At 71.0% G+C, this 25,403-nt stretch carries 24 protein-coding genes and 2 tRNA genes; 18 read left to right on the forward strand and 8 right to left on the reverse strand.

The window, feature by feature from the left end:
• The first annotated feature begins 12 nt into the window (after nt 1-12).
• The 7 genes from gyrA (at nt 13) to ACLQ23_RS11860 (ending at nt 4,560) form a co-directional block, all read left to right on the forward strand.
• Nucleotides 13-2,535 (forward strand): DNA gyrase subunit A, encoded by a 2,523-nt coding sequence (gene gyrA / locus ACLQ23_RS11830; RefSeq protein ID WP_355587489.1) that lies wholly within the window; start codon nt 13-15, stop codon nt 2,533-2,535.
• A 4-nt stretch (nt 2,536-2,539) separates the two neighbouring features.
• Complete coding sequence (locus tag ACLQ23_RS11835; protein ID WP_355587492.1) at nt 2,540-3,445, forward strand: DUF3566 domain-containing protein; 906 nt, start codon at nt 2,540-2,542, stop codon at nt 3,443-3,445.
• A gap of 150 nt (nt 3,446-3,595) precedes the next feature.
• Nucleotides 3,596-3,669, forward strand: a tRNA-Ile gene (locus ACLQ23_RS11840).
• A 42-nt stretch (nt 3,670-3,711) separates the two neighbouring features.
• Nucleotides 3,712-3,840 (forward strand): DLW-39 family protein, encoded by a 129-nt coding sequence (locus tag ACLQ23_RS11845; RefSeq protein ID WP_354815166.1) that lies wholly within the window; start codon nt 3,712-3,714, stop codon nt 3,838-3,840.
• A 37-nt stretch (nt 3,841-3,877) separates the two neighbouring features.
• Nucleotides 3,878-3,950, forward strand: a tRNA-Ala gene (locus ACLQ23_RS11850).
• Between the two features lie 110 nt (nt 3,951-4,060).
• Nucleotides 4,061-4,213 (forward strand): hypothetical protein, encoded by a 153-nt coding sequence (locus ACLQ23_RS11855; protein ID WP_355587515.1) that lies wholly within the window; start codon nt 4,061-4,063, stop codon nt 4,211-4,213.
• Nucleotides 4,214-4,260: 47 nt separating this feature from the next.
• A complete protein-coding gene (locus tag ACLQ23_RS11860; protein ID WP_355587517.1) occupies nt 4,261-4,560 on the forward strand; it encodes a hypothetical protein in 300 nt (99 codons plus the stop codon).
• A gap of 12 nt (nt 4,561-4,572) precedes the next feature.
• Here ACLQ23_RS11860 and ACLQ23_RS11865 read toward each other — a convergent pair whose 3' ends face one another.
• A complete protein-coding gene (locus ACLQ23_RS11865) occupies nt 4,573-5,355 on the reverse strand; it encodes an MBL fold metallo-hydrolase (RefSeq protein WP_425880640.1) in 783 nt (260 codons plus the stop codon).
• A gap of 79 nt (nt 5,356-5,434) precedes the next feature.
• The gene (locus ACLQ23_RS11870) at nt 5,435-9,883 is read right to left on the reverse strand and encodes an HAD-IC family P-type ATPase (protein WP_425880683.1); all 4,449 of its coding nucleotides are present in this window, start codon (nt 9,881-9,883) and stop codon (nt 5,435-5,437) included.
• Nucleotides 9,884-10,128: 245 nt separating this feature from the next.
• Here ACLQ23_RS11870 and ACLQ23_RS11875 point away from each other — a divergent pair, with 245 nt between their 5' ends.
• The 5 genes from ACLQ23_RS11875 (at nt 10,129) to ACLQ23_RS11895 (ending at nt 14,004) form a co-directional block, all read left to right on the forward strand.
• On the forward strand, nt 10,129-11,538 hold the full coding sequence (locus ACLQ23_RS11875; RefSeq protein ID WP_355587523.1) for an MFS transporter: 1,410 nt from the start codon (nt 10,129-10,131) through the stop codon (nt 11,536-11,538).
• Between the two features lie 53 nt (nt 11,539-11,591).
• Nucleotides 11,592-12,245: a GAP family protein gene (locus tag ACLQ23_RS11880; RefSeq protein WP_425880641.1), complete on the forward strand. Its 654-nt coding sequence runs from the start codon at nt 11,592-11,594 to the stop codon at nt 12,243-12,245.
• A gap of 103 nt (nt 12,246-12,348) precedes the next feature.
• On the forward strand, nt 12,349-13,128 hold the full coding sequence (locus ACLQ23_RS11885) for an SDR family oxidoreductase (protein WP_355628582.1): 780 nt from the start codon (nt 12,349-12,351) through the stop codon (nt 13,126-13,128).
• Nucleotides 13,129-13,165: 37 nt separating this feature from the next.
• Complete coding sequence (locus ACLQ23_RS11890; protein WP_355587530.1) at nt 13,166-13,360, forward strand: hypothetical protein; 195 nt, start codon at nt 13,166-13,168, stop codon at nt 13,358-13,360.
• 95 nt (nt 13,361-13,455) lie between these two features.
• On the forward strand, nt 13,456-14,004 hold the full coding sequence (locus tag ACLQ23_RS11895) for a YbaK/EbsC family protein (RefSeq protein WP_355588450.1): 549 nt from the start codon (nt 13,456-13,458) through the stop codon (nt 14,002-14,004).
• Between the two features lie 48 nt (nt 14,005-14,052).
• Here the strand turns inward: ACLQ23_RS11895 and ACLQ23_RS11900 are convergent, their stop codons facing one another.
• The 4 genes from ACLQ23_RS11900 to ACLQ23_RS11915 form a co-directional block, all read right to left on the reverse strand.
• Nucleotides 14,053-14,688, reverse strand: coding sequence for a DsbA family oxidoreductase (locus tag ACLQ23_RS11900; RefSeq protein ID WP_355587532.1), 636 nt, complete (start codon nt 14,686-14,688; stop codon nt 14,053-14,055).
• Nucleotides 14,689-14,708: 20 nt separating this feature from the next.
• Nucleotides 14,709-15,134, reverse strand: coding sequence for a SufE family protein (locus tag ACLQ23_RS11905; protein WP_053651729.1), 426 nt, complete (start codon nt 15,132-15,134; stop codon nt 14,709-14,711).
• Nucleotides 15,135-15,201: 67 nt separating this feature from the next.
• Nucleotides 15,202-15,627: a CBS domain-containing protein gene (locus ACLQ23_RS11910; protein WP_053651731.1), complete on the reverse strand. Its 426-nt coding sequence runs from the start codon at nt 15,625-15,627 to the stop codon at nt 15,202-15,204.
• A gap of 47 nt (nt 15,628-15,674) precedes the next feature.
• Nucleotides 15,675-17,456, reverse strand: coding sequence for a proline--tRNA ligase (locus tag ACLQ23_RS11915; protein WP_425734979.1), 1,782 nt, complete (start codon nt 17,454-17,456; stop codon nt 15,675-15,677).
• Between the two features lie 190 nt (nt 17,457-17,646).
• Here ACLQ23_RS11915 and ACLQ23_RS11920 point away from each other — a divergent pair, with 190 nt between their 5' ends.
• The 3 genes from ACLQ23_RS11920 (at nt 17,647) to ACLQ23_RS11930 (ending at nt 20,601) form a co-directional block, all read left to right on the forward strand.
• Complete coding sequence (locus ACLQ23_RS11920; RefSeq protein WP_355587539.1) at nt 17,647-18,177, forward strand: SigE family RNA polymerase sigma factor; 531 nt, start codon at nt 17,647-17,649, stop codon at nt 18,175-18,177.
• Nucleotides 18,174-19,358 (forward strand): TolB family protein, encoded by a 1,185-nt coding sequence (locus tag ACLQ23_RS11925; RefSeq protein WP_355587542.1) that lies wholly within the window; start codon nt 18,174-18,176, stop codon nt 19,356-19,358. Before ACLQ23_RS11920 ends, ACLQ23_RS11925 begins: the two co-directional genes overlap by 4 nt.
• 136 nt (nt 19,359-19,494) lie before the next feature.
• Nucleotides 19,495-20,601, forward strand: coding sequence for a hypothetical protein (locus ACLQ23_RS11930; RefSeq protein ID WP_355587545.1), 1,107 nt, complete (start codon nt 19,495-19,497; stop codon nt 20,599-20,601).
• Nucleotides 20,602-20,695: 94 nt separating this feature from the next.
• Here the strand turns inward: ACLQ23_RS11930 and ACLQ23_RS11935 are convergent, their stop codons facing one another.
• Both ACLQ23_RS11935 and ACLQ23_RS11940 read right to left on the reverse strand, forming a co-directional pair.
• A complete protein-coding gene (locus tag ACLQ23_RS11935) occupies nt 20,696-21,853 on the reverse strand; it encodes a hypothetical protein (protein WP_425734978.1) in 1,158 nt (385 codons plus the stop codon).
• Nucleotides 21,739-22,788, reverse strand: a complete 1,050-nt coding sequence (locus ACLQ23_RS11940; RefSeq protein ID WP_355628579.1) for a transporter substrate-binding domain-containing protein — start codon at nt 22,786-22,788, stop codon at nt 21,739-21,741. Before ACLQ23_RS11940 ends, ACLQ23_RS11935 begins: the two co-directional genes overlap by 115 nt.
• Before the next feature lie 357 nt (nt 22,789-23,145).
• Between ACLQ23_RS11940 and ACLQ23_RS11945 the strand changes: the two genes are divergently transcribed.
• The 3 genes from ACLQ23_RS11945 (at nt 23,146) to ACLQ23_RS11955 (ending at nt 25,366) form a co-directional block, all read left to right on the forward strand.
• Nucleotides 23,146-23,913 (forward strand): SGNH/GDSL hydrolase family protein, encoded by a 768-nt coding sequence (locus ACLQ23_RS11945; RefSeq protein WP_355587552.1) that lies wholly within the window; start codon nt 23,146-23,148, stop codon nt 23,911-23,913.
• A 2-nt stretch (nt 23,914-23,915) separates the two neighbouring features.
• On the forward strand, nt 23,916-24,362 hold the full coding sequence (locus ACLQ23_RS11950; protein ID WP_355587554.1) for a hypothetical protein: 447 nt from the start codon (nt 23,916-23,918) through the stop codon (nt 24,360-24,362).
• Nucleotides 24,363-24,463: 101 nt separating this feature from the next.
• Nucleotides 24,464-25,366: a sulfurtransferase gene (locus ACLQ23_RS11955; protein ID WP_425734977.1), complete on the forward strand. Its 903-nt coding sequence runs from the start codon at nt 24,464-24,466 to the stop codon at nt 25,364-25,366.
• Nucleotides 25,367-25,403 lie beyond the last annotated feature (37 nt).

The following is a 25,403-nucleotide window of genomic DNA, read 5'->3' on the forward strand; positions in this document are numbered from 1 at the left end:
TAAGGGTATACAGTGACCGATTCTCCCGAGTCCACACCGAACGAGCCCGAGGTCCCCGCCGAGGCCATCGCCGCGGTGGTCGCGCACGACCGGATCGAACCGGTCGGGCTCGAGGTGGAGATGCAGCGCTCCTACCTCGACTACGCGATGAGCGTCATCGTCGGGCGTGCGCTGCCGGACGTCCGGGACGGGCTCAAGCCGGTCCACCGCAAGATCCTCTACGCGATGTTCGACTCCGGCTACCGTCCGGACCGCGGCTACGTGAAGTGTTCCCGCGTCGTCGGCGACGTGATGGGCCAGTTCCACCCGCACGGCGACTCGGCCATCTACGACGCGCTGGTCCGGATGGCGCAGCCCTGGTCGCTGCGCTACCCGCTTGTCGACGGCAACGGCAACTTCGGCTCGCCCGGTAACGATCCGGCCGCCGCGATGCGCTACACCGAGTGCAAGCTCGACCCCCTCGCCATGGAGATGCTGCGGGACATCGACGAGGACACCGTCGACCTGCAGGACAACTACGACGGCCGGGCCAAGGAGCCCACGATCCTGCCGTCGCGGATCCCCAACCTGCTTGTGAACGGCTCCGAGGGCATCGCGGTCGGCATGGCCACCAAGATCCCGCCGCACAATCTGCGGGAGATCGGCGCTGCGGTGCAGTGGTGCCTGGAGAACCCGGAAGAGGACGAGGAGACGACCCTCGAGGCGCTGCTCGGCATCGTCAAGGGTCCGGACTTCCCGACCCACGGTCTGATCGTCGGCACGACGGCCATCCAGGACGCCTACCGCACGGGTCGTGGCTCGATCCGGATGCGCGCCGTGGTGGAGGTCGAGGAGGACAAGCGGGGTCGGCCGTGTCTGGTCGTCAGCGAGCTGCCCTACCAGGTCAACCCGGACAACCTGGCCGAGCGCATCGCCGAGCTGATCAAGGAGGGCAAGCTCGCCGGGATCGCCGACATCCGTGACGAGTCCTCCGGGCGTACCGGTATGCGGATCGTGCTCGTGCTCAAGCGCGACGCGGTCGCCAAGGTCGTGCTGAACAACCTCTACAAGCACACCCAGCTTCAGGAGACGTTCGGCGCCAACATGCTGGCCCTGGTCGACGGGGTGCCGCGCACGCTCAACCTTGCTCAGTTCATCCGCTACTACGTCCAGCACCAGATCGACGTGATCCGCCGGCGGACCGCGTTCCGGTTGCGCAAGGCCGAGGAGCGGGCGCACATCCTGCGCGGTCTGGCCAAGGCCCTCGACGCGCTGGACGAGGTGATCGCCCTGATCCGGCGCTCGCCGACCGTCGACGACGCTCGGCAGGGCCTCATCCGGCTGCTGGAGATCGACGAGATCCAGGCCACCGCGATCCTGGACATGCAGCTGCGCCGCCTGGCCGCCCTGGAGCGCCAGCGGATCGTCGACGACCTCACCAAGCTCGAGATCGAGATCGCCGACCTGAAGGACATTCTCGCGAAGCCGGAGCGGCAGCGCAGGATCGTCTCCGAGGAGCTGGGCGAGATCGTCGCGAAGTGGGGCGACGACCGGCGTACGCAGATCATTCCGTTCGACGGCGAGGTCTCGATGGAGGACCTCATCGCCCGGGAGGACGTGGTCGTCACGATCACCCGAACGGGGTACGCGAAGCGGACCAAGGTCGATCTCTACCGCTCACAGCGGCGTGGCGGCAAGGGCGTCAGCGGCGCCACGCTGCGGCAGGACGACATTGTCAGCCACTTCTTCGTATGCTCCACCCACGACTGGATTTTGTTCTTCACCAACAAGGGCCGCGTCTACCGGGCCAAGGCGTACGAGCTGCCGGAGGCCAGTAGGGTAGCCAAGGGCCAGCACGTGGCCAATCTGCTCGCCTTCCTACCCGACGAGCAGATCGCGCAGATCATCGAAATCCCGAACTACCAGGTAGCCCCCTATCTGGTACTGGCCACGAAGAACGGCCTGGTGAAGAAGACGCGGCTCGAGGAGTTCGACTCCAACCGTTCCGGCGGAATCATCGCGATCAACCTGCGCGATGAGGACGAGCTGGTCGGTGCTGCGCTTGTGGCACCGGAGAACGACCTGCTGCTGGTCTCCAAGAAGGCACAGGCGATCCGGTTCAACGCCTCCGACGAGGCGCTGCGGCCGATGGGTCGGGCCACCTCGGGCGTGATCGGCATGCGCTTCACGGACGACGACGTCCTGCTGGCCATGGAGGTCGTTCGGGACGGTTTGGACGTCCTGGTGGCCACTAACGGGGGATACGCGAAACGTACCCCGATCGAGGAATACCCGGTGCAGGGCCGGGGAGGTAAGGGCGTGCTGACTGCGAAGATCACCGAACGGCGCGGTGGTCTGGTCGGTGCGGTGGTGATCGACCCGGACGACGAGCTGTTCGCGATCACCAGCAACGGTGGTGTCATCCGGACTCCGGTGAAGCCTGTACGCCGTACACGTGACCGGAACACAATGGGGGTCAAGCTGATGGACCTCCCGGACGGCGTGACTATCGTGGCGATTGCTCGCAATGCCGACGAGCCTGACGAACAGGACTAGTTGAATGACGGAGACACAGGCGAAGTCGGGGAACACGGGGACCTCGGCCAACCCGGTCGACGAGGAGGCCGCCAAGAGCGGCACACCAGCGACCGGCCGCGCGGCCGTGGGCCGGGCCACGGTTCCCGCCGACGCGCCTGCCCCGAAATTCACAAGGGCTCCCGGTATGACGCCGCCACCGGAGCAGCCTGGCGACGACGGTGGATCGGGCGAGAGCAAGGCGGAGAAACCCACCACCGAGGCGCCGACGTCCGCCGGCTCAGCCCCGGCGGCGTCTGCCGCGAACTCGGCTCGCCCGACGACGACTCAGCCGATCAGCACCCGCCCCGGCCAGGCGTCCTCGACCGGCGCTACCGGCACCCAGCCCCGGATCACCCCGGGGATGACCCGGCCGGATCCGGGGCGTACCGCCGCTGGTGGCCGCCCGGCGAGCGGTGGCGGCCTGCCTCCGGGCATCGGTAACGCGTCCGCCGTCGGGGCCGCTCGCGTCGGTGAGGCGGTACGCGCCGCGCGTAGCTCAGTCAGCTCGGCGGCGTCCCGCGGGCCGCGCCGGGCACGGCTGAACCTCAAGCGGATCGACCCCTGGTCGGTGATGAAGTTCGCGTTCGCCGTCTCGGTGGTGCTCTTCATCGTGGTGGTGGTCGCCACCTCGGTGCTCTACCTGGCGTTGGACGCGATGGGCGTGTTCCAGAGCGTCAACGACAGCCTCAGCGACCTGGTGAACGCAGGCGGTGGGCAGAGCACCAGCGGCTTCCAGATCAACGCCAAGGGCGTGATCCTCAGCTCGGCGCTCATCGGCCTGGTCAACGTGGTGCTGTTCACCGCGCTGGCCACGCTGGGAGCGTTCGTCTACAACGTCTGCGCCGACCTGGTCGGTGGCATCGAGCTGACGCTCGCCGAGCGGGACTGAGTGACCGGGACGCCGGGGCGCTGCGAAATTGCGGTCGCTCCGGCGTCTCGTACTCGGGTAGGTTTCCAGGTGTCGATGGCCCGGCTCGCGGGGCTGGACCCCGATTTGGGGCCAGCTGAGCGGATGGGTTAATCTTGCTCGTCGCAACGCGGGGCTATAGCTCAGTCGGTTAGAGCGCAGAGCTGATAACTCTGAGGTCGCTGGTTCGATTCCAGCTAGCCCCACCGCATGTCGTCCGACGGTAGTCGAGCGCAAGGGGTCGCCCCATGTTCAAGAAGCTGCTGATCCTGGCTGGCGTCGTCGGCGTGGCCGCCGTCGTCTACAACAAGGTCAAGGCCTCCAACGACGAGCGCGCGCTGTGGCACGAGGCGACCACCTCGCCTGACCTGCGCTGACATCCGGCCGCGACGAGCGATTGTCACGGCCACCCGCGGGGCCCTAGCTCAACTGGCAGAGCACTGCCTTTGCAAGGCAGGGGTTAGGGGTTCGAGTCCCCTGGGCTCCACAAGCACTTTCCCTGGTTGATCTCGGTGTCGAGCACAGCCAAGCGCTCGCGCCGTCTCCTGTTGCCGAGAATCCGATCGATGGCTGAGGCAGCCTGACGGGCGACTGCAGATGGCAGGACAGGGCACCGCCGAGCAGGCAGCTCAGGTGCGTGCGGAGGCCAGCCAGTTCGGGGCTCAGGCCGATGACGACACCTGGGAGCAGGCGTGGGATGCCCGATCCACCTACGACGACGCACCGGTGTTTGGCTGGTTTCTCGCCTGAGCCGGCCCGTCTCCGGTCTCGGTGGGCCCGGAGTGCATGATCAATGGATGACAGAGAAACCAGTGACGATGCAGGTGTACTGCCGGCTGGAGGTGATCGTGACCGATCCCGCGGCGGTCAGCGCTCTCGCCGTGCGAGAGCTTCGGGCCGCCGACATCGACTGGTCCACTGAGGAAGACGACCTCGAATCCGCCGTCGAGGAGTTGCGGGCCGACCTTGCCAGTTCCCTGGCTGATGTCGTGGACATCAGCGGTCTCGTCGACGGCATCCCCGGTGTGGAGTTCCGCGGCGGCCTCTGCTGGGCGGAGCAGGCGCCGGCCCGCGATCCGTTTCGGGCAGCGGGATAAAGGAGCCGTCCGTCAGGCGGACGCGTTGAGCGGGGCGGTCTCGCCCTGCGCGATGGTGCGTACCTGCTTGACCCAGCCACGACGGCGGGCCTCGTCCACGAAGTCCCACAGCGGGGAACGGAACACCGGATAGTCGTCGTAGTGGATCGGCACTGTCAGCTTCGGCCGGATCAGCTCCACCAGGTCGGCGCCCTGCTGGGCGTCCATGGTGAGCAGGATCCCGGTGACCTTCGTGCCGCCGAGGTGGATCAGCATCGCGTCGATGTCCGGGTAGCGCTCGGGGATGGTCGTGAGCAGGGGCCGGTTCAACGTGTCCCCGGTGACGTAGAGCCGGAACTCGCGCCGCCCCGCCCGCTCCACGTCGATCATCGTGCCCATCACGTCGGGCATCAGCAGGTCCAGGGCACCCGGGCCGTGCTTGCCGGGCATGGACGTCAGCCGCACTGTCGTACCGTCGCGGTGCAGTTCCCGGGACGACCAGGTGGGCAGGCCCTCGGCGGCCCGGAAGCCCCAGCGGCGTAGCTTGCGCTCCGCTGCGGGCGTCGTGACGATGGGCAGCTGGCGGTCCAGTTCGCGGCGAGCGACCCGGTCGAAGTGGTCGCCGTGCAGGTGGGACAGGACCACGGCGTCCAGCGCGGGAAGCTGGGCGATCCGCAGCGCCGGGTCCGTGCGTCGGCGCGACCACAGACCCTTTCCGAGGTACGCGCGCTGGCCCCGGTGCAGGAAGTTCGGGTCGGTAAGCAGGGTGAACCCGCCGATCCGCAGCAGTGTCGTCGCGGTTCCGATGAACGTCACCTGTGGATGCTCGGCCACTGTGTCCACCTCCTCCGACTGCGGTACCCCAGCCGGTTGCGCCCAAGCGGCGCAACGGCGATCAGTCCTCCGAGCCTTCGCTCGGTGGTTGCCGGTCGCCGGTGGACGGCAGGCGCTCCACCAGCCTGGTGAGTGCGCCGTTGGCGAAGGTGGCGCCGAGCGCCGATCCGGCCCCGATGGTCCAGCCGACCGGCCCGAGCGGCGTGCAGCCGAAGAACTGGCTGAGCCCTGGTGTCTGTACCACTACTACCAGCACACCCAGTGACGCCGCCGTGGACGCCAGCACCATGGGGCTGGTGCCTCCGGCGAGAACGGTCTGGCCGAGTTGGGTGCCGACAAGGGAGACGAGGGCGACAGTTCCGGCCCGCCGCCGGCGGCCGGTGTACCGGGCGAGCGTCCATCCGGTGGTCGCGCCCAGTGTGGTGGCTGCCGCACGCAGCCCGATCTCCCGGGTGAGGGTCACTCCGAGCGACGCGTCCGGTCCCTCCCGGAGCAGGCTGTCGGTGCTGCCCGCGGCAGGTGGGCGGACGGCGATGGCCAGCGCCGGTGCCAGGTCGGTGAGGAGGTTGACCAGTAGGAGCTGTCGCCCGGTGAGGGCGGATCGGCCGGTAGCGGCGGCGCTCAGGACGCTGAACGCGATCTCTCCGAGGTTGCCGCCGACGAGGATGCTGAGCGCGTGGCGTACCGACGACCACATGGCCCGACCCTCGACCAGGGTGGCGATGATGGTCTCCAGTCGATCGTCGGTGACCACGAGGTCGGCGGCGGCTCGGGCGGCCGGGGTGCCCCGCTGGCCTAGCGCGATACCGACGTCGGCGAGCCGGATCGCTGGCGCGTCGTTGGCGCCGTCGCCGGTCATGGCCACGGTCCGCCCGCACTTCTGCAGGGCCTGGATGATCCGTACCTTGTGCGCCGGAGTGCAGCGGGCCACCACGTCCGTGCGGGCGAGCCGTTCGGCGAGTGCCTCGTCGTCAAGTTGGTCCAGCTCGCCGGCAGTGACGACCCGCTGCTCGTCGTGCTCGCTGATGGTGGCGGCGATCGCCTCGGCGGTGGCCGGGTGGTCCCCGGTGATCATGATGGTGTGCACGCCGGCCTGCCGGATCCGGCGTACGGCCGGCGCGGCGCTCTCCCGGACACCGTCGGCCATGGCGAGGAAGCCGACGAAGGTCAACTCCCGGACCTGGTCGTCGGTGACGTCCGGGCTGGTCACTGTGCATTCAGCGACGGCAAGGATCCGGTGTCCCGCGCCGGCACGGTCGGCAAGCATCCGGTGCAGCTCGGCGCGTCCGGCGTCGTCCAGCGGCTCCTGGTGGCCGTCGACGCGGCGGGTCGCGCAGCGCGGCAGCACCGTCTCCGGTGCGCCCTTGACGCTCAACAACAGGCGACCGTCGGTCTCCCCGACGCTCGCGTGGTAGCCGCGGGACGGCTCGAACGGCAGCCCGCCGGCAGCCCTCCACCCGGGGGCGCCGATCTGCTCCACCACCTCGGCAGTGGTCGCACCTCGCCGGACCGCCCGGTCGGTCTGCAACGCCAGCTCCTCCGGATCGGCCGCCGCGGGCGTCGCCCGCAGCGCCGTCGCCAGCGTCAACCGCAGCCGGTCGTCCAGCCGGTCCACCGACGCGTACCGGTCACCGGCGCCGTCGCCGACCCCGGCGAGCAGCAACCGGCCCTCGGTGAGGGTGCCGGTCTTGTCGAAGCAGAGCACGTCCACCCGGCCCAGCGCCTCGATCGTGCGCGGATTACGGACCAGGGCGCCGTGCTCGGCCAGCCGTCGGGCGGCGGCCAGTTGCGCCGCGCTTACCAGAAACGGCAGCCCCTCCGGCACCGACGCGACGGCCAGGTTCGCGGCGGTCGCCGCCGTCTCCCGCAGGGGTACGCCCCGCAGCAGTCCCGCGCCGGCGACCGCGATCGCCGAACCGGCTGCCAACGGGATGGCGGCCTTGGTCAGTGAACCGAGCCGAGCCTCCACCCCACTGGTCGGAGGTGCCTGCCGGGCGAGCGCCATGCTGCGCCCTGCCTCGGTGTCGGCGCCGGTCGCCACGACCACAGCGGTGCCGTGCCCGGCGGCGATAGTGGTGCCGTCATAGAGCATCGAGTGCCGGTCGGCGAGGGCGGTGGCGACCACCGGTCGGTCGGTCTTGGCCACCGGCAGCGATTCGCCGGTCAGCGACGACTCGTCGGCCTCCAACCCCACCGATTCGAGCACCCGGCAGTCGGCGGGTACCGAGTCACCGGATTCGAGGGCGATGAGGTCCCCGGGCACCAGGTCCTCCGCGGCGACCACCCGTTCGGTGCCGTCCCGGCGGACCCGGGCGGTCACCGCCGAGCGGGACAGCAGTTCGGCAAGTGACCGTTCGGTGTTGCGTTCGTGGACCGCCCCGACGAGCGCGGAGCCGCCCACCACGCCGCCCACCAGGGCGGCGTCGACGAGCGACCCGAACGAGGCCGACAGCACCGCTCCGGCGGCGAGCACCGGGGTGAGCGGGTTGGCCAGTTCGTCAACGAAGGCGCGCAGCAGCCCGCCGGCCGGGGCGTTGTTGTCGTGCGTACCGTGTCTGCTCTGCCGGCGGGACGCCTCCGCGCTGCTCAGACCGTCCGGGCCGGTGTGGAGCCGGTCCAGGACCGCGTCGACGGGCATCAGATGCCAGGCTGTCGCCACCGGTGCCGGAGTGTCCGTCTGGTCCGGCACGCGGCCGGCCCGCCACACGCCGTGGGCGAAGGCGAGCGCCGCCGCGCCGTTCACTGAGGCCAGGGCGCGTAGGGGGAGCTGGGTCCGTGGGGCGGTGAAGGCGCCCAGTGCGCCGAGACCGGTGCCGGCCATCGCCAGGCGGATGTTCTGCCCGGCCATCCGGCGGGCCACCCCGGCCGCTTCCACGAGCAGGGCCACCACCCGCAGATCGGTGCCGACCAGCAGGTGCGCGCCCCACGGTGGCAGGTCGTCCGGCCCGCTCAGACCCAGGCCACAGTCGGCGGCGGCGAGCCCTGCCCGGTTGCCGGACACCAGCATCACCACCGCGCCGTCGCGTTGCAGTGTCCGCACCGACTCGGCGAGCTGATCACCGCCGGGCAGCAGGGCGTCGGCGAAGCCGTACCGTTCGTCGTCCGCTCCCGCGACCACCAGCCGCAGCCCGGCGTGCCGTGCGGCGGTCGGCAGGCCGTCGACGCCCGGTGCGGGTTCCGGCTCGACACGCAGCAGCGCGGCCAGCCGGTCACCGTGCGCGAGGCCGAGCACCTGGCCGCCGGCCGAGCGCAACCGGCCGCTGTCGGCGGTGTCGCCTGGGTCCTCGGCGTGCAGCTGCTCCAGCGGGCCGAGTCGCCAGCCGTCGACCTCCCGCGACGCGCCCGGCGCGCTGGGGTCGAACAACGCGAACGCCCGCTCGGCCACCTGGTCGACGTCCGCTCCGGGCAGCGGTGCCAGGTCGGCGAGGACCCCCCGGTCGGAGCCGAGTACGGCGGCGTCGAGCACCAGCGTGTCGATGCGGTCCAGCTCCCGCAGCACGCTGCGGTCCATGGCGATCACGCCCCGGCGGGCCAGGATCCGGCCGAGCTGCGCGGCGTACCCCTCGCGGCCACTGCCGGGGGCCTTGGGCAGCGCGGAGAGGCCCACCGATCCGGCGCGTTTGTGCCCGACTATCGGTACGGCCGCCAGCGCTCCCGCCGCGCCGGCGATCAGCATGCCGTTGACGTACCGCTCGATCGGACCATCCGGCTTCGGTCGGGGGCGTTCGTCGGGGTGCCACCGCGCGCTGGCCCGGTCCGGTGCGCCGGTCAACCGCGGTTCGGCCTGTTCCCAGGCGCGTAGCTGTGCCCGGGCTTCGCCCCATTGCACGATCCGCTGTGCGCCGTCCAGGACGATGCCGATCCAGCCTCCGGTGAGGCCCTGCACCACTGCCTCGGTGAGCGGAAACAGCAGTTCGGCGCGCGGGTCCGAGCGGAGTCCCCGGTCGGCGAGCGCGTGCAGTTTCGGGTGCAGGTCGACAGCGCCGATGAGTCCGACCACCTCACCGGGCACTGGTGTGAGCGGCAGGATCCGGGTCGCCGCTGAGATGGTCAGGCCCAGCACGTCGGAGGCGAGCGCTCCGAGGGTGCGTGGCGTACGCGGCCCCTCCTCTGGCGGATGGGGCGGTGGGACGTCCGGATCGGGGTCGTGATCGCAGGTCCGCTCGGTCCGCTCGATCGTCGTGATCAGGTCGCCCAGGTCCGGCTCCGGTGCCTGCACCGCGACCACCACCCGACCCGAGGGCGCGTTCACGCGTGCCCAGACGACCCCGGGCAGCCTTTCCAACGCACTCTCCACCTGCCGGGCCAGCTTGTCGCCGCCGGGCTGGCAGACGCCGTGCACCTCGATGTGGTGCCGGCCGGGCCGAGAGCGGACCTTGCGGCGGGTCAGGCCGGTCAGCCGGGCCAGCCGGGTCGCGGTCGGACCGACGGTGCGCGAAGCCGCGCCGACCAGTTGCGGCACGTTGACGGACGGCAGCAGACGGCCGGCGGCGCGACCCACCGCCGTCATCGAGGCGTACGGCTGCAGTGGTGCCCGCCCGGCTCCCTGCCGCTGCTGGTTCTGCCGTCGGCCATCGTGCCCTCCCGCTGCCTCGGATCCGGAAGGGCTGGCTTCCCGACGTCGCATCCGTTATGCCCCGCGAGGAGGGGAATCTCGCCGTGGATGGCGGGCGAGAGTCGGGTCACTCCCGGTTGACCTGAATTCGGGTTGAGGTCGCAGGCTTGGACCATGCCGAGCAGAACGAACCCGCGCCCGTGCCTGATCGACGCTCCGACGGCGGCTCGGCGGTGACCGCCACAGCTGTTTCGCCGGAGCCCGGGTTGTGGGCACCGCGGCTGCGGGCCATGACAGTGGGCAGCGTCGCGCTGATCTCGCTCATCGCGTTCGAGGCGCTCGCTGTCGGTACGGCGATGCCGACTGTGGCGCGCAGCCTTGACGGTCTCGCCCTGTACGGGATCGCGTTCGGCGGTGCGTTCGCCGCCAGCGTGATCGGCATGGTGGTGTCCGGCATCTGGTGCGATGCCCGAGGGCCCCGGGCACCTCTGTGGCACGGCGTCGGCTGGTTCGTCGTCGGGTTGGTGGTGGCCGGAACGGCCCCGCTCATGGGTTTCCTTGTCGTCGGCCGGGTGGTGCAGGGCTTCGGCTCGGGCCTGCTCTCGGTGGCGCTGTACGTGATCGTCGCTCGGGCGTACCCGGAGGATCTGCATCGGCGGATCTTCGCGGCGTTCGCCGCCGCGTGGGTCGTGCCGTCGCTTGTCGGCCCGGTGCTGGCCGGCCTGATCGTCGAGCACCTGGGCTGGCGCTGGGTGTTCCTGGCGGTGCCGGCGCTGGCTCTTCCCGCGGTGTTGCTGATCCACCCGGGCCTGCGGTCGTTCGGCGCCACGGCCGCGAGCCGGGTGCCGGCGGGGGCGGTGGCCCGGATCGCCTGGGCGTGCGGGGCGGGGGTGAGCGCCGCGCTGTTGCACATCGGGGGACAGCAGCGCGGCGCGGCCGCCGTGGTGCTCGTCATCATCGCCCTGGCCGGTCTGCTGGTCTGCGCTCCCCGCCTGCTGCCGGCCGGGTTCCTGCGGGCCGCCCGAGGGCTGCCCACGGTGATCGGTCTGCGGGGCCTGGCGTCGGCGGCCTTCGTCGGCGCCGAGGTGGTCATCCCGCTGCTGCTCTCCCGGGAGCGCGGGTTCTCGCCGACGGCTGCCGGGCTGGTCCTCACCGTGGGGGCGTTGGCGTGGTCGGTGGGTTCCTGGGTGCAGGGACGTGTCCCGGTGCCGGCCTCCCGGGCGAGCCTGCCCCGGGCGGGACTGACCTTCATCACTGTCGGCATCGCGCTGGTGGCGGTCGCTGTCCAACCTGATGTGCCGGTGGCAGTGCTGGTGCTGGGCTGGGCCGCGGCAGGTGTGGGTATGGGTCTGCTCTATCCGTCGCTGTCGGTGCTCACCCTTGAGTTGTCCGCTCGCGGTGAGCAGGGCCGCAACAGCTCCTCTCTGCAACTGGGCGACGCGCTTTTCGCGGCGACCGTGCTGGCGCTCACCGGTGCCGTGCTGGCCGCCGGAAGCGCGCCGGGTGCGGGTAGCTACACGGTGACCCTTGTGGTGGCCGGCGGCCTGGCGCTGGTCGGTGCGCTGCTGGCCGGCCGGGTGGTCGTCGGACGTACGCGGCCAAGCGGGTGATCCGCGCGGATTCGACGCTGTGACGGGCGGCCGGGCCGGGAGGATGGCGGGCGATGAGCTTCCTGACCGTCCTGCCACTGGCCGTGGTGGTGGCCGCCGGGACGAAGCTGATCGTGGCGGTCTTCCTCGCCTCTTCGGACCGGCCCCGGGCAGCGTCGCTTGGTTTCCTCGCCGGTGTGGGACTGGTGGTGGCCGCCGGGGTGACGGCGAGCTGGCTGCTTACCCGCTGGGTGGGTGGGCTGACCGCCGACGCCAGCGCCGTCGCGGGCCGCGTCGACCGGGGACGGGTCATCGACGTGGTGGTGCTCGTCCTGCTGGTGGTGCTGGCCGTGCTGGTCTGGGTGCGTCGGAACCGGGCCGGCCCACCCGGGTGGCTGGGCAGCGTCGGGCACGGCGACCCGCGGTGGGCGCTGCGCGCGGGTGTGGTGCTCGTCGTGGTGGCACCCACCGACGACCTGGCCATGGCCGCCGTCGGAGCGAGCGTTGCCCGACACGATCTGCCGTGGTGGCATCTGTTGCCGTTCGTGCTTGTCACAGTGTTCCTGCTGGCGTTGCCGTTGCTGGCGTTGCTGCTGCTCGGGCGTCGCGCGACCCGGGTGTTGACGGCAGTGCGGCGGTGGTCCGAGGGGCACGCCTGGGTGGTGAACGAGGTGCTTATCGCGTTCTTCGCGCTGTTCACAGTGCTGGACCTGGTACGCCCGGGGTGAGGCGGCGCACACCTCGGTCACGTGTCGCCCTCTACTGCCGTCATCTGCCGTGGGCCGGGTGGCTCGGTGTTGGCCGTGAATGGCGGCGGGACGGGAGACGACGATGAAGGTGCTTGTCACCGGGGCGGGTGGTCATCTGGGTCGGCCGACGCTGGCTCGGCTACGCGAGGACGGGGTGGATGTACGGGCCACCGGCCGGCGGGCGCGTCAGGGCTCCGACGTCGAGTGGGTGGTCGCCGACCTGGCCACCGGGGACGGCGTGGCCGAGGCGGTGGCGGGGGTGGACGCGGTGCTGCACCTGGCGTCCTCGCCCCGGGGCAGGACACACCAGGTGGACGTGCTGGGCACCCGTCGGCTGGTGGTGGCAGCCGCCGCGGCCGGCGTCCGGCACCTGGTCTACGTCTCGATCGTCGGCGTCGATCGGGTGCCGATCCCGTACTACCGGAACAAGCTCGCCGCCGAGCAGGTGATCGCGGCCGGTCCGGTGCCGTGGTCGGTGCTGCGGGCCACCCAGTTCCCCCAGTTCCTGGACGACCTGTTGGCGTCCAGCTCGCGGCTGGGCCCGGTGATCGGCGACCGGGCGGTCCTCGCCCAGCCGGTCGACCCGGGCGAGGTGGCGGCCCGGCTCGCGGCCCGGCTGGTCGCCGGCCCGCTCGGTGGAATCGAGGAGTACGGCGGGCCGCAGGTGCTCCGCTTCGACGAGGCGGCCCGCGCCTGGCGGGAGGCCCGGGGCGTACGCCGACCGTTGCTGCCGGTGCGGATTCCCGGCCGGCTCGGTCGTGAGCTGCGCGCCGGTGGTCTGCTCACCGACGCCCTGCCGCACGGCGTACGCACCTGGGCCGACCATCTCGCCGACACGTACGGGGGAACCGGCAGGAAATGAGACCGACAGCCGTTCACGTTCGCCTTACGGTGACGCCATGTTCGCTGTCGTCATCACCGTGATGCTCTACGTCGCTGGTTTCGTCTTCCTCTACGGCGTGATCCGGGTCGGTGTCCGGCACGCACTGGAGGATCTGGAGTTGTATCGGGCCAAGGCCCGTCGCGCCGAGGAGCTGGCCGCCTCGCGCGACCGCACCTTCATGCGCGAAAACGCCTTCCTCTCCGGCAGCTGAGTCGCGGTCCTGTGCAGCCCGACCAGGTGGCGTCGCGGGACGGCTCGGAGGTCGGCGGGCAACCCGACACGGCAGGTGCGAGGATCGCACCCGTGATGGGAACGCTGAAGACCGAACAGGCCCGTGCCCGCCTGGACCTGCTCGCCGCGCCGGTGGCGGAGGCCATCGCCCAGTGGCCCGCCGAGGCGCCGGTGGACGTCGACAGCGTCCTTGTCGCGCCGATCGACGCCGATCTCGCCGACACGGCGGCCTTCTGCGCCGCGTACGAGGTGGGGCTGGAGGTGTCGGCCAACTGTGTGGTGGTGGCCGGCAAGCGTGAAGGTGTGGTCCGCTACGCGGCCTGCGTCGTCCTGGCCACCACCCGGGCCGACGTCAACGGGGTGGCCCGGCGGGCGTTGGACGTACGCAAGGCGAGCTTCGCCCCGATGGACGACGCGGTCGAGTTGACAGGCATGGAGTACGGCGGCATCACGCCGATCGGGCTGCCGGCCCAGTGGCCGATCCTCGTCGACGCTCGGGTGATCGCCACGCCGCACGTGATCATCGGGTCCGGCGTACGGCACAGCAAGATCGCGCTGCCGGGGCCGGCGCTCGGCGCCCTGCCTGGTGCGCAGGTCGTCGAGGGCCTGGCCAAGCCTGCCTGAGCAGCGACCCCTGTCGATACTGTTGCACGTGAAACATCGCGTGCGGGGTCAGTTCGCTGCGGACTCCCGCTGCTCGACCTCGGCGAGAGCGGCCAGCAGCGTCTGCGTCTCCTGCGCGCCGGAAACCGCGTACTTCCCGGCCAGGACGAATGTCGGCACGCTGCTGATGCCCAGGTCCCGGGCGGTGGCCAACTGCGCGGTGATGTCGGCGACGCGCTCGTCGGATTCGAGGAACCGGCGCGCGTCGGCGGCGTCCAGGCCGATACCGCCGGCGATGGCGGCCAGCGCCTCCCGGGAGCCGACGTCGACGCCCTGTTGGAAGTGCGCCTGGTAGAGCGCCTCGACCATCTCGGCGGCCCGACCGTGGTCGGTGGCGTACGAGACCAGCCGGTGCGCGTCGAAGGTGTTGGCGATCAGCGCGCTGTCGAAGTCGAGTCGTAGCCCGTCAGCGGCCGCGATCTGGGTCACATGGTCGAACATCTGCCGCGCCCGCTCCGGCCCGCCGAACTTCGCGGCCATCGCCTCCACAGTCGGCCGCGGCTCGGGCACCGGCGACGGGTCGAGCTGGAACGGTCGGTAGCGGACCGTCACCTCGCCCTCGTACTGGGCCAGAGCCTCATCCAGCCGCCGCTTGCCGATGTAGCACCACGGGCAGACGACGTCGGCGTAGATCTCGATCTCCATGATCGGTGGTAACCGCCAGGTCAGCCGAGTTGTTCCCGCACCTGCCGCTTGAGCCGGCCCAGGATCGCCGTGCCACCACGTACGCGTAGCGGGCTGATCGCCTGCGCCAGGCCCATCCGCTGGTAGAGGTCGTCCGGCACGGCCAGCACCTCCTCGGCGCTCGCGCCGGCCAGCCCTTCGGCGAGGATCCCGGCGAACGCCCTCGTGGTGGGTGCCTCCGGTGGGCAGTCGAAGAGGGTGTCGACGACCCCGTCCGGCGTCACCTGGGCGCGCAGGAAGAACGCCGTCTGGCACTCCGGCACCTGCTCCATGCCCTCACGCACGGTGTCGTCCGGCAGTGGTGGGACGACGTCCGCGTACTCCAGGAGCATCTCCAGCACCAGGTCGCGCGGCGCGGCGGCGAACTCGTCGACGATCTCGGCCAGTCGGGCCGGCATGTCAGCCATGCGTCGAGGCTACCGCCGTTAGGAGGGGCCCCTTCCTATACCCGAGGCGTTAAGAAGGGGCCCTTCCTTACACGGTGGGGGTTTGCTCGCTGATCTCGCTGAGAGCGCTCGTCGGGTCGAGCTGCATGGCCAGGTCGCCGAGCGACACGATCCCGACGAGCTTGCGGTCGCTGTCGCAGACGAGCACCCGCCGGATGCCCCGGTCCCGCATGAGCGTCGCCGCCTCACCAGCCGTGCAGTGCTGCTCGATCATGACCACCTCGCGGGTGATGATCGAGCCGATGGTGGTGGACGCCGGTGAACTGTTCTCGGCCACAGCCCGGACCACGATGTCGCGATCGGTGAGCATGCCGGCGAGAGTGGCGCCCTCGGTGACCACCACGTCGCCGATGTCCGCCTCCTTCATCACCTTGGCCGCCTCGTCCAGGGTGGTCTCCACCGGCAGATAGACCACCTGCTTGGTCATCACATCACTGACCCGGTAACCGGCCATGAGCTCCTCCGAAGACTTTTCCGCCCGATCGAACTGCCGTACCCCCGTCACCTGGCGGCTACACCCAGGTTCCCACGTTCGCTGTGTACTTCGTGGACGATGCGCTCCACCAGACCGTCCAACGGCAATTCCACGCGGTCGTCGCCGACACGCGCACGCAACTCGACGTACCCGTCGGTCAGGCGGCGGCCGACCACGACGCTGCGCGTGATGCCGATCAGCTCCGCGTCGGTGAACTTCACACCGGCCGAGACGTGCGTCCGGTCGTCGACAAGCACGCGCACGCCGGCCGCGGCGAGGCGTCCGCCGAGCTCCAGCGCCGCGTCGAGCTGCGGCCCCTTACCCGCAACCACCAGGTGTACGTCGCACGGCGCGATTGCCGCTGGCCAGCGAAGCCCCCGGTCGTCGTGGTGCTGCTCGGCGATCGCCGCCACCGCCCGGGAGATCCCGATGCCGTAGCAGCCCATTGTGGGCCGGACGGGTTTGCCCGCCGGGCCGAGCACGTCGACAGCGAACGCGTCGGTGAAACGGCGACCGAGCTGGAAGATGTGCCCGATCTCGATGCCCCGCCGGATGGTCAGCTCGCCGTCGGCGCAGTCGGGGCAGGGGTCACCGGCGCGTACCTCGGCAGCCTCGATCGTGCCCTCCGGTGTGAAGTCCCGCCCGGACACCACGCCGGTCGCGTGTCGACCCGGCTCGTTCGCGCCGGTCAGCCACGCCGAGCCGGACATCACCCGCGGGTCGACCAGGTAGCGGACGCCCAGCTTGTCGAGCCCCTGCGGGCCGATGTAGCCGCGTACCAGCTCAGGATGGTCGGCCCACTCGTCGAAGACGGCGACCTGTGCCGGGTGCAGGGCGGCACCGACCCGCTTCAGGTCGACCTCCCGGTCACCGGGCAACCCGATCACCAGCGGTTCGGCCCGCTCGGCGCCCGGCTGCCGCACGGTCAGCACGACGTTCTTGAGGGTGTCGGCGGCGGTCCAGTCGTCCCGGCCGGCCAGCCGGCGAGCGTTGGCCAACTCCACGAGGCTGGCGATCGTAGGCGTCTCGGGGGTGTCGTGCACCTCGACGGCAGGCTGCGCGACCGGATCACCGGCCGCCGGTGCCCGCGTGACGACCGCCTCGGTGTTCGCCGCGTAGTCGCAGGTCGCGCAGCCCACGAACGTGTCCTCGCCGACCGGTGTCGTAGCCAGGAACTCCTCCGACGCCGAGCCGCCCATCGCGCCGGACATCGCGTGCACCACCGTGTAGTCCAGGCCCAGCCGGTCGAAGATCCGCCGGTACGCCGCTCGATGCCGTGCGTACGCCTCCCGCAGCCCTTCGTCGTCAAGGTCGAAGGAGTACGCGTCCTTCATCAGGAACTCCCGGCCACGCAGCAGACCGGCCCGGGGCCGTGCCTCGTCGCGGAACTTCGTCTGCACCTGGAACAACGTCACCGGGAAGTCCCGGTACGAGGTGAACAGGTCCTTGACCAGCAGCGCCGCCATCTCCTCGTGGGTGGGCGCCAACAGGTGCTCGGCGCCGCGCCGGTCGGCGAGGGTGAAGATGTCGTCGCCGTACTCCGCCCACCGGCCGCTGGTCTGGTACGGCTCGGCGGGCAGCAGCGCCGGGAAGTGCACCTCCTGGTCGCCGATCGCGAACAGTTCGCCCCGCACCACCTCGGTGATCCGGTCCAGCACCAGCTTGCCCAGCGGCAACCACGTGTAGCCGCCCGATGCGGCGCGGCGGATGTAACCGGCGCGCAGCAGCAGCCGATGGCTCGGCACTTCCGCGTCGGCCGGATCCTCGCGCAGGGTCCGCAACAACAGGGTCGACATACGCAGCAGCATGGGCGCAGCGTAGGGCGGTGGCAGCACGCCCGGCGACCCTATTCGCCGGTGCGTCACCGACCGGTCGGCCCGAGCGGGCAGCACTGCCGAAAATGCCTGTCGGGAACGGCAACCACTGTTGCCCGGGGCGACGTCTGGAGAGGCATCACTCCTTCATGTACCACCACCACTACCCGAAGGATTGGCCCGTGTGGACCCTCTGCTGAGTGAGTTCGACTCGTTTGTCCGTACCCGCACGCCAGCGCTGCTGCGTTCGGCGTACCTCCTCACCGGGGACCAGCACCTTGCCGAGGACCTGGTCCAGTCGGCCCTGGCCCGTACGCACCGAGCGTGGAGCCGGCTGCACCACAGCGGCAACGCCGAGGCGTACACCCGCAAGACCATGTACCACCTGCAGGTGTCCTGGTGGCGCCGACGCCGGGTACCCGAGTCGATGCCGGGCGACCTGCCCGAGCCACGCGGAGGCGACTCGGCCTCGGACCACGCGCACCAGACCAGCCTGCGGCTCACCCTCCGGGCGGCGCTCGCGAAGCTCTCGCCGAAGCAACGGGCCGTGCTGGTGCTGCGGTTCTTCGAGGACCGCACCGAGCTTGAGGCCGCGGAGCTGCTCGGCGTCACCGTCGGCACCGTCAAGAGCCAGACAGCCAAGTCACTGGCCAAGTTGCGCGCGGTCGCACCCGAACTCGCCGAGCTGTACGTCCTGGAAGGAAACGCCCGATGAACGACAAGCGTCTCCGGCTCGACCTGGCCGCACTTGCCGACGAGGTCACAGCGGTCGACCTGCGGGACCGTACGTTGCGCACGTCCCGTCGGCTCGGCATCCAGCGGGCGGTGGCCACCTCGGCCGCCGCGCTGGTGCTGGTCGCGGTGGCCACCGGTACCGCCTTCGCCATCCGCCCGGACCGGTCCCCCGCGCCGATGCCCGCCGACCCCCCGTCGGTCACGGCGACGCCGGCTCCGACGCCCAGCACGACGCCGTCCACCAGCACCAGCGACGCGCCAGGCTCGCCGCCCAGCGGAGGGTCCGGCACGAACGCGCCGACGGCGGAGATCGGCAAGCTCTTCTACGGCCCGGCGGAGGTGACCGACGCGAAGACGACGAACCTGCGGTCCTGGCACCCCGGCGACAACCCGGTACGACTGCTGGCACTGCCCACGATCGCGGCGTTGAACACCGCGAGTGTCTCGCAGGACGGCCGCCGGATCGCCTGGGTGACCAGCAACGACAGCGGCCAGGGCGGCACCCTCTTCGTTGCCAACGCGGACGGCTCCGACAAGCAGCAGCTGCGCTCGGACGTCGATGCCCAGTGCCTCACCCCGGTCTGGTCGCCGGACGACCGGCACCTGTTGTTCCGCGCGGTGGAGGCGATGGGTGGCGGCGGCCGGTACGGCGTGCTGGACACCCGCGGTGACAGCGGAAAGGTCAACTGGTGGACCGAGCAGCCGGGCGGCTGTCACGCCCTGTGGTCGGCGGACGGTCGAAGCATCGCCATGACCGTCGACGCTGGTGTCACGCTCTACGACAAGGATGGCGCGAAGAAGCGAACAGTCCCGGGCTTCACATTGGACGGTTGGCGTAGCAACGACATTGCCAGCCTCTCGCCGGACGGCTCCCGGATCGCCCTGCACCGGAGGAAGGCCAGCGAGGACGCCGGCGACATCGCTCGTGAACTCTGGGTCAACGCCGTGCTCGACACCCGCAGCGGCAAGCAGGTCGCGTTGCCGCTGGGCGGGCGCACTCTGCGGCAGGTCTACTTCCAACCCGACGGCTCGATGGTCGTACGCGTCCAGGCCGGCAGCGGATACGCCCTGCTGCTTGTGGCCGAGGACGGCAAGAAGCTCTCCGAGACCGCCGAGCCCGCAGCTTTGAAGGACATGCAGATCCTCGCCGTCGTGGACTGACGACCACCGGAAATGGTTGCCGGTCCAGGCGGATCCGACTGTCGGATAGCAGCCCTTGAGCACGGCAACTCGCCACCGCAGGGGACTCGTCTTGGCTGGTGTCCCGATCGGTCAGACCATTTACAGGAGCATCGTCATGAACCTCGGTCCGCTCACCCAGTCCACCTCCCGTTCCCGCGCGCTCGTCGGTACGGCAGCGCTGCTGTGCCTGGCATTCGGTGCTGCGGCCTGTGGCACCGCTGGCACGGACGGCGCTGCCGCTCCGGCCGAGACCGGCACCGCCGTACCCGTGACCGCCGACACCTCGGCCGGCGGCGCGGGCGGCCCGGTGGCGGATGCGGCCCCGGTCGCCGCACCGACCCGCCCCGCCGCCGGCTCGGCGCAGTGGCCGCAGCTGACCTGGTACACCGCCCAGGAGTACGGCAAGAAGCAGAACGACCCGGCTCGGATCTGGCGGCGTACCCCGGGTGGGAGTTGGCAGTTGGTCCGGGCGGGTCGTCCCGGCAACGGCGTGGCGGCCGGGCAGATCGCGGTCTCGCCGGACGGCCGACGGGCCGCCTGGATGGAGGCGTCCGCAAAGCGGCTGGTGATCAGCGACCTCGCCGGCACGAAGCAGCGCGCTGTCCCGACGCAGGGCCAGCAGACCTGCGCGCCAGGTTGGCTGGACTCGAGGCGGGTGCTCTACGGCCTGGGCCGGGAGAAGGACTGGACACTTGTCGCCGTCAACGCCGACGGCACCGGCCGTAAGGTGCTCGCCACCCGGCAGGCGAGCTGCCCGACGGCGGCCGGTGGATGGATCGCCCAGTTCACCGACCGGACGGTGCGTATCCGCAGCGAACGTGGTGCGTGGCGTGCGATCAGCCCGCGCGTACCGACCGGCCTCGTCATCGACGGGGTGGCGGGGATCTCCGGCAACGGCCGCACAGTGGTGATCAGCACCCATGTGCCCAGCGTCGGTGGGTGTGCCTGCGGCTGGCAGTTCCGCAACTACCGGGTCGACACCGCAGGCGGGAGGGCCACCGAGTTGGCGCCGCTCGACCAGACCTGGACCAGGCCGACCGGACACGGACAGGCCGTCGGCGCTGTCGTTCCGGCCAATGGCGACCTGGTGGTCCAGATCAACACCGCGACGCCGTCCGACGACGCGCCGGCGTACCGGCTGGTCCGGTACGCCGCCGATGGCCGGGTGCGGGCCGACGCGGCGGTGCCCACCGGCGGGCCGCGGGGTGGCCTGCTGGGCTGAGCCACCGGTGCGACGTCACCGGGTACGACGAGGGACCGGCCGCTCACGGGGGTGGCCGGTCCCTCCTGTCGCCGCCGGGCGTCCCGGATTCAGCTCACCCGGTGCCGGGAAGGCGGCCCGCGCAGCGCATGTCCGGGTCGGTGAGCGGTCGTCGGGGCATCATCCACTCAAGGGCGGTCTCCTCCACCGGCCAGCCGCGTACCGACACCAGGCTGTAGGGCGCCGCTGCCGCCTGTGGGCAGAGAACCTGCGACTGGACCTGGCCGTTCGGCAGGAACCGCACGCCGGCGGTCTGGTCCAGCACGATTGTCGACGTGTCGGTGACTGTGATGAGCGCCCCGAGCACCACCTCCGAACCGGCTCCAGCGGCCGGCGGCGGGGCAGCCGTGAGGTCCGGCGGTGGGCTCGCCGCTCGGTCCGGGGCCTCCGTGCGCGGCGTCCCGACCGCGTCCTTCGGCGCCACCTCGATCGCGGCGGTGGGCAGCAGCGGCACCCGGAGGAAGACCGCGCCCATCACCAGCGGAAGCACTGCGGCGACAGTGAACGCCAGACCGTGGGTCAGCGCCGGGGCGATCCAGCCGGGGATCGGGCCGGTGACCAGCACGGTGGTGGCGGGTGGCACCGCCAGCAGCGCGGCGGTTGCCCACTCGCCCTCCCGGACCGCCGTCCAGATCGCCGGACCCAGCAGGCTGTACGCCAGGACCGCCGCCGCCAGCGGCAGCGCCACGCTGACCAGCAGGATCCGCGTCGGTTCCTGCGGGTGCAGGTAGCGGGTGCGCAGCGCGAGCAGCCACAAACCGAGCATCAGCAGCGCAGGTAGGAAACGGAGCTGCCAGGTGAGCGCCCCCAGCGCGACCGCTGCGGTGAGCACCCAACCAGGGGTACGCGCCGTCAGGGAAGCCAGCAGCGACCGTTCCGGGTCGAAACGGTCAGGGGCGCTGAGCCGGAGCAGGCGGCCGAGCACCCCGAACGTCAACACGACAACTGGGAACGCCCACACCAGGGCGATCAACAGGGCGCTGAGCAGGCCGAGCGGGCTGACGTACTGCACAAGCAGCAGCATCGTGGACATGTCCTGTCGGCTGAGCTGCCACAGCCGCAGGACCAGGAGCAGGACGGGGAACGCGGGCAGGAGGGTCAGCAGCCACTGCTGCGCCTGCCGCGCCCCCGCCATCCGACGCGGACGGCCCGCGTTGGCGGGGTTGCCGGCGATCCGGGGTGCGCCGGGGCGGGTAGCGCGATCCTCTCCCACGGCCACTGTCGCACCTCCACCTTCCTCGCCTCGGGTTGCTGCTGTTCCGCGACCGGCTGCGGGAGGTTGTATCCCTGCTGCCAGCGGAGGTTGGTGTTGTACGCGTCCTCCCAGGTCGAGTCCTCCTTGTCGTGGGCCGAGACGTAGAGCGCGAGGTCGACCAGGTCGCGCAGCGCCTTGTTGGGGCCGGTGTTGACACCCCATCTCTCCTGGGGAGACGAGCCGATGTCCCAGTGCTGCAGCGGCTTGACGTTGCGGAGCGTGACCGGGAAGCGTTGACCGCTGTCGTCGGGCTGGTCGCCGGTGACAAAGCCGGCGAGGATCGCCGCGTCGGTGGTGACCGCCTCGATCGTGCCGTCGTACAGCATCTGGATGCATTCGCTGATCCGGTTACGGCCTGTCGGCTTGGCGCCGGCCTCACCGAGGCGCTGGATTGACGTCGACGTGGTGAGCGAGCACACCGTCCGCCCGCTCAGGTCCTCCAGGCTGCTCACCTGTCCCTTGAAGCTCTTCAAGGTCACCACCGACTGCTCGGTGTGCAGGTACGAGGAGGAGAAGACAGCGCCCTCCTCCGCGCGCTTGTCGTTGATGCTGTACGACGCGATGACCAGGTCGACGGTGACGAAGCCGTCGTTGTCGCGGGCCTGTCGACGGGCCCGGTCCTCGCTTTCGATCGGCAGGAACCGCACCTGGGAATGATCGAAGCCGAGGAAACCGGCGATCATGTACGCGATGTCGACGTCGAAGCCCTTCCAGACGTTGTTGCCGAAGCGCTGGGAGATGCCGGGCTGGTCGTCCTTCACCCCGATGACGAGCTGCTGCTTACCTTTCATGCCGGCCTGTTCGAGCAGTTCGTCGCGGGTCGGGGGGCCTGCGGCGAGCACGATCGGGACAAGGGCCGCCACCAGGACGGCCAGCGCGACAATGAGCCCCACGAGGCGGATCTGGCGACTCCGGGCGGTGCGTGGCGAGGTGGTGTCCGCCGGGGCCGGCCCGGCGGGGTTCGGTTCGCTTGCCTGACTCAAGTTAGGCCTCCCGCTGCGCGGCCTGGTGACCGGCCCTCCATTGTGAGCCCTGGATGCGAGCCGGGGCGACCCGACGCGAGCCGGATTGTCGACTCACATCCGGTGCGCTCCCGGCGGGTCGCACCGACCGGCATCGCACCGACCGGCATCGCATTGATCCTCAGAACGGATGACGTCCGCCACGTCGCCCCTCCGGGGCATCGTCCGTCGCGTCAGCGGTGACAGACTGGTCGCCGCAAGCAACGGGGTGGCGTGAGGGAGACGCGGGTGCGCTGGCGCAGTTATGTCGCGGTCGGGGACAGCTTCACCGAGGGAATGGACGACGCGTACCCCGATGGCACCTACCGGGGTTGGGCGGACCTGGTGGCGACCCGGCTGGCAGCCGAGGCCGGCCCCGACTTCCGCTACGCGAACCTGGCCATCCGGGGCCGCCTCTTTCCCAGCGTGGTCGCCGAGCAGGTGCCCGCCGCGGTGGCGATGAAGCCCGACCTGATCAGCTTCGCGGCCGGCGGAAACGACGTGTTGCGCCGCACCTTCGACCCGGAAAGGATCGTCACCCGCTTCGACGACGTGGTTCGCCAACTGCGCTCGGGCGGCGCGGACGTCCTGCTCTTCCGGTTCGCCGACGTGATGGCCCGGCTTCCCGGCCAGCGCCTCGTGGCCCCCCGGGTGGAACTGCTCAACCAGGCTGTCGGTGAGACCGCCGAGCGGCACGGCGCCATCCTCGTCGACCTGTACGCCGACGACACCTTTCTCAACCCGATGCTCTGGAGCACCGACCGGCTGCACCTGAGCGAGGTCGGGCACCGGCGGGTCGCCGGGCAGGTGTTGAACGCGCTCGGCGTGGGCTGCGACGAGGAGTGGCTGATGGTGCCGCCGCACCCTGCCCCGTCGCCGTGGCTCGCCGCGCGCGCCGCGGATCTGCGCTGGGCCGGGCAGCACCTGGCCCCGTGGGTCAAGCGACGGCTCACCGGCCGTTCGTCCGGCGACACAGTCACCGCGAAGCGCCCGCTGCTCGGGCCGATCGTCGACTGAACGTGCGCACCCTGCACACCGCGCCCCTGCTGCGGCGTACCCCGGACGGCGAGGCGGTGCCGGGCCACGCCGTGCTTGTCGGTGGCGACCGGGTCGAGGCGGTGGGTCCGCTGGCCGAGTTGATCGAGGCGTACGCCGGTGTGCGGGTTCGCCGTTGGCCCGGCACGCTGGGGCCAGGGCTTACGCACGACGGACCGCTGCCCGTGGCGCCCACCCCGCGCGAGCGGGTGCACGCGCTGCTGCGGCACGGGGTGACGGCGGCGCTGGCCGAGTACCTGACCGACCCGGCGCTGCGGGCCGCCGTCGACCGTGGCGACCTGCTCGTGCTTTCCGCACCCGTGCCGCCGCACCTGCTTCCGGGCGGCCGGGCCGACCTGGCGGTGCACGACGCCGACGGCACCTGCCTGGTGACAGTGGTCGCCGGTCGGATCGTGCACCGACGCGCCTGAGCCCACCCGACGCGCGCCGTCGCGCCTGAGTCCGCCCGACGTGTGCCGCGTCGCACCCGATGGCCCTCTGCCGAGCGGCATCGCGGCGTAGTTTGGGGATCATGTCTGTGCCGAACGATCCTGATCCCCGCCTCCAGTCGTACGCGGACCCGCAGCGGCTGGTCACCACCGAGTGGCTGGCCGAGCACCTGGGCGACGAGGGCCTCGTCGTGGTCGAGTCCGACGAGGACGTGCTGCTCTACGAATCCGGTCACATTCCCGGCGCCGTCAAGGTCGACTGGCACCTCGACCTGAACGACCAGGTGACCCGGGACTACCTCGATGCCACGCGCTTCGCCGAGATGTGCGCCGCCAAGGGCATCGGTCGGGGCGACACTGTCGTCTTCTACGGCGACAACTTCAACTGGTGGGCCGCGTACGCCCTCTGGGTGTTCTCGCTCTTCGGCCACGTCGACGTGCGACTGCTCGACGGCGGCCGGCAGAAGTGGGTCGCCGAGGGGCGGGAGTTGACCCGTGACAAGCCGAACCGGCCGCGCGCCGACTACCCGGTGCCGCTGCGCGACGACGCGCCGCTGCGGGCGTTCCGTGAGCAGGTGATGGCGCACATCGCCGTCGGGCGGCCGCTTGTCGACGTCCGGTCCCCGGGCGAGTACACGGGCGAGATGCTGCACATGCCGGACTACCCGCAAGAGGGCGCGCTGCGCGGCGGGCACATCCCCGGCGCTGTCAACAAGCCGTGGAAGTCCGCCGCGAACGAGGACGGCACGTTCCGGTCCGCCGACGAGCTGAAGGCCATCTACGCCGACCAGCTCGGGCTCAGCCCGGACGACGACGTGATCGCGTACTGCCGGATCGGCGAGCGGTCCAGCCACACCTGGTTCGTGCTGCGGCACCTGCTGGGCTACCCGCAGGTGCGCAACTACGACGGCTCGTGGACCGAGTGGGGCAACCTGGTCCGGGCACCTGTCGTGAAGGGTGACCAGCCCGGCGGTATCGCCGCCTGAACAAGCCCGCCGCGCGGGCGGACGCGTGGACGACCCG

Origin of the sequence: Micromonospora sp. DT41 (genome assembly GCF_049841715.1) — a bacterium.
In the GTDB taxonomy this organism is placed as follows: Bacteria; Actinomycetota; Actinomycetes; order Mycobacteriales; family Micromonosporaceae; genus Micromonospora; species Micromonospora profundi.

What these genes read in the sequence shown, in the direction of transcription:
- ACLQ23_RS11890 (WP_355587530.1), top strand. Translation starts at nt 13,166, where the DNA reads ATGTTCGCTGTCGTCATCACCGTGATGCTCTACGTCGCTGGTTTCGTC.
- ACLQ23_RS11885 (WP_355628582.1), top strand. Translation starts at nt 12,349, where the DNA reads ATGAAGGTGCTTGTCACCGGGGCGGGTGGTCATCTGGGTCGGCCGACG.
- ACLQ23_RS11880 (WP_425880641.1), top strand. Translation starts at nt 11,592, where the DNA reads ATGAGCTTCCTGACCGTCCTGCCACTGGCCGTGGTGGTGGCCGCCGGG.
- ACLQ23_RS11900 (WP_355587532.1), bottom strand. Translation starts at nt 14,688, where the DNA reads ATGGAGATCGAGATCTACGCCGACGTCGTCTGCCCGTGGTGCTACATC.
- ACLQ23_RS11910 (WP_053651731.1), bottom strand. Translation starts at nt 15,627, where the DNA reads ATGGCCGGTTACCGGGTCAGTGATGTGATGACCAAGCAGGTGGTCTAT.
- ACLQ23_RS11835 (WP_355587492.1), top strand. Translation starts at nt 2,540, where the DNA reads ATGACGGAGACACAGGCGAAGTCGGGGAACACGGGGACCTCGGCCAAC.
- ACLQ23_RS11955 (WP_425734977.1), top strand. Translation starts at nt 24,464, where the DNA reads ATGTCTGTGCCGAACGATCCTGATCCCCGCCTCCAGTCGTACGCGGAC.
- ACLQ23_RS11895 (WP_355588450.1), top strand. Translation starts at nt 13,456, where the DNA reads ATGGGAACGCTGAAGACCGAACAGGCCCGTGCCCGCCTGGACCTGCTC.
- ACLQ23_RS11860 (WP_355587517.1), top strand. Translation starts at nt 4,261, where the DNA reads ATGACAGAGAAACCAGTGACGATGCAGGTGTACTGCCGGCTGGAGGTG.
- ACLQ23_RS11905 (WP_053651729.1), bottom strand. Translation starts at nt 15,134, where the DNA reads ATGGCTGACATGCCGGCCCGACTGGCCGAGATCGTCGACGAGTTCGCC.
- ACLQ23_RS11855 (WP_355587515.1), top strand. Translation starts at nt 4,061, where the DNA reads ATGGCAGGACAGGGCACCGCCGAGCAGGCAGCTCAGGTGCGTGCGGAG.
- ACLQ23_RS11870 (WP_425880683.1), bottom strand. Translation starts at nt 9,883, where the DNA reads ATGACGGCGGTGGGTCGCGCCGCCGGCCGTCTGCTGCCGTCCGTCAAC.
- ACLQ23_RS11930 (WP_355587545.1), top strand. Translation starts at nt 19,495, where the DNA reads ATGAACCTCGGTCCGCTCACCCAGTCCACCTCCCGTTCCCGCGCGCTC.
- ACLQ23_RS11915 (WP_425734979.1), bottom strand. Translation starts at nt 17,456, where the DNA reads ATGCTGCTGCGTATGTCGACCCTGTTGTTGCGGACCCTGCGCGAGGAT.
- ACLQ23_RS11845 (WP_354815166.1), top strand. Translation starts at nt 3,712, where the DNA reads ATGTTCAAGAAGCTGCTGATCCTGGCTGGCGTCGTCGGCGTGGCCGCC.
- ACLQ23_RS11925 (WP_355587542.1), top strand. Translation starts at nt 18,174, where the DNA reads ATGAACGACAAGCGTCTCCGGCTCGACCTGGCCGCACTTGCCGACGAG.